General features: G+C 69.6%; 2 protein-coding genes. Both read right to left on the bottom strand.

What is annotated here, in order from left to right; translation table 11 throughout:
* A partial coding sequence (locus ACIQOV_RS35980; RefSeq protein ID WP_401055020.1) for a M4 family metallopeptidase occupies nt 1-2,081 on the bottom strand: 2,081 nt, incomplete at its 3' end.
* Between the two features lie 570 nt (nt 2,082-2,651).
* A partial coding sequence (locus ACIQOV_RS35975; RefSeq protein WP_401055021.1) for an alpha-1,6-glucosidase domain-containing protein occupies nt 2,652-2,791 on the bottom strand: 140 nt, incomplete at its 5' end.

The raw sequence follows: 2,791 nt of genomic DNA, 5'->3' as shown, positions 1-2,791 counted from the left end.
AGCGTCGCCTTGCAGCCCGACGGGATGCTCACCGTCTGCGACAGCGAGTCCGAGTGGGTCGAGCCGTAGCCGTTCAGCCACGCCTTCCAGGAGCCACCGTGGGCCGCCTGCGAGGAGCTGTTGTCCACCACGCCGCTGGACGCCGTCCACGGGGTGGCGGTGCCGGTCTCGAAGCCCGCGTTGCCCAGCAGCTGCGCCGGGGTGCAGCTGCCGCCACCGGTGGAGACGGTCCAGGTGAAGCTGGTGCTGCCGGTCTTGCCGGCCGAGTCCTTCGCCGTGACGGTCACGTTGTAGGTGCCCGCGGTGGAGGCGGTACCGGTGATCGCACCGGAGGAGGAGATCGACAGGCCGGTGGGCAGGCCGGTCGCGGTGTAGGTCAGCGGGGCGGTGCCGCCGGTGGCGCTGACCTGGAGGTTCACCGCACCGCCGACGGCGGTGGACTGGTTGCCCGGGTTGGTGACGGTGACGCCGCCGCTGGGCGCGGTGCCGACGTTGACGCCCGCCCAGGCGGTGCTGACCGCGGTCAGCTCGGCGCTGCCGGCGCCGTACAGGTCGGTGGCCGCCTTCTCCGTCGCGATGCGCGCCGCGGCGTAGTTGGTGCTGGAGGTCATGTAGGTGGTCAGCGCGCGGTACCAGACGGCCGCGGCCTTGTCCCGGCCGATGCCCGTGACCGTGATGTTGCCCTGGGTCGGCGAGTCGTAGCTGACGCCGTTGATGACCTTCGCGCCGCTGCCCTCGGACAGCAGGTAGAAGAAGTGGTTGGCGACGCCGGAGGAGTAGTGGACGTCCTTGTTGCCGACGGTGGAGGACCAGTAGTCGGCCGAGGCACCGTCCTTGGACGGCTTGTCCATGTAGCGCAGCGGGGTGCCGTCGCCGTTGATGTTGATCAACTCACCGATCAGGTAATCGGGGTTGTCGGTGGGGATGTTGGCGGAGAACTCGACCATGGTGCCGAAGATGTCCGAGGTGGCCTCGTTGAGGCCGCCGGACTCGCCCGAGTAGGTCAGGTTGGCGGTGGCCGCGGTGACGCCGTGGCTCATCTCGTGGCCCGCGACGTCCAGCTCGGTGAGCGGCGCGGTGTTGTTGCTGCCGTCGCCGTACGTCATGCAGAAGCAGGAGTCGTCCCAGAACGCGTTCACGTAGTTGTTGCCGTAGTGGACGCGGCTGTAGGCGCCGACACCGTCGTTGCGGATGCCGTTGCGGCCGAAGGTGTTCTTGTAGTAGTCCCAGGTGGCCGCGACACCGAAGTGGGCGTCGACCGCGGCGGACTCGCCGTTGTTGACGGTGCCGTCGCCCCAGGTGTCGGTCGCCTTGCTGTACAGCGTGCCGGTGCCCGAGGACCCGTGGTTCAGGTTGGTGGTGTACATCCCACCGCGGGTGGTGTCCTTCATCTGGAACGTCGAGCCCGACTGGGTCGTGCCGATGGTGACGTTGCCGACGAAGACGCCCTTGCCGGAGCCGGTCTCGATGCCGTCCCACTGCTGGATGACCTGGCCGCTGGTGGCGTCGGTGACGACGTGCATCTTGCTCGGGGTGCCGTCCGACTTGGTGGAGGAGACGACGGTCTCCCAGGCCAGCCGGGGGCTGTTGTCCCCGGCCCAGACCACCAGGCGCGGCGCGGTGTCGACCGCGGTGCCCGACTCGGCGGCGAGCGCGGCGCTCTGCGCGGCCGGCGCGGCCAGCTTCGGCGTGGTGCTCACACCGCTCAGCGAGGCGGTGCTGGCCCGGTCAACGCTCTTGGTCGCACCGGTGGGCGCCTGGTGCACCACCAGGTCCCCACCCAGGACGGGCAGTCCGTCGAGGGTGCGCTCGTACCGCAGGTGGCGGGTGCCGTCCGCGTCCTGGATGACGTCCCTGGTGACCAGCTTCTCGGTGCCGCTCAGGCCCAGGGTCTGGGCGAGGGAGGCGGTCTGCTGGTTCGCGACGGAGATCAGCTGGGCGCGGCTCGCCTGCTGGGCCGCGACGGCGGCCGGCGCGTCCGGCGTGGCCGCCTGGGCGATCACCGGTATGCCGGTGACCAGCAGCGCGGTGGAGGCGGCCATGACAACCGCCGCCTTCCGGGCGTGAGCGTAACGGGACATGCGGACTCCTTTTCCGACCGGCGCCGGGTCGCGCACGGTGGAGAGAAACCTGGGCCGCGGTTGCGGCGCAGTGGGGGCCCCCGCCGGGTGCGACGGGAGTGCGGATGCGTTGCTCACAACTCGTTTGCAGGGTCGGGACGCGCTGCACCTGAACTGGAACAGCTGCACCGGGGGGTGGGGCCCCCTCGTCTACAGCCGGGGGAATCGTGGCAGCTACCGAGCGGTTAATGACAGATGCATGCCACGGATTGGCCGATTCATTACCGAAACCGTATGCAGGACGGTTCGTCAGTTGTGTTACCCCGTGACGAACTCGTGAACACGGTTTTCATGCCCCGGACAAAGTTCGATCACTGCCGACGGTCGGTGACCAGCACTCAGGGCCGCTTCCCCCCGCGGAGAGCGGCCGCCAGCGCCAGGCAGACCCGGCACATCACAGTTCCGGCCGTGCCATCAACGGTTTCCGGCCATTGTGCGTCCGGAACGGAACCTTGCCGTCCCCGAACCGGAGCCGGGCTCCGCACCACCTGAACAGTGGTACGGAGCCCGGGAGTTGTCGCAGTGTACGAATCAGTGTTGGACGAACACCGCCACGGTGCGGCCCGGCACGGTGAAGGTGCCGGTCGCGGCGTCGAAGCCGGACCGCTGCACCACCCGGTCCGCCCCGCCCGCCTGGACGGGGTGCAGCGCCTGGCCGGTGCCCCGCAGGG

This window comes from Kitasatospora sp. NPDC091257 (assembly GCF_044757675.1).
Classification (GTDB): Bacteria; Actinomycetota; Actinomycetes; order Streptomycetales; family Streptomycetaceae; genus Kitasatospora; species Kitasatospora lactacystinica.
The sequence above is the reverse complement of the archived record's forward strand: the minus strand, read 5'-3'. Positions and strand labels throughout refer to the sequence as shown.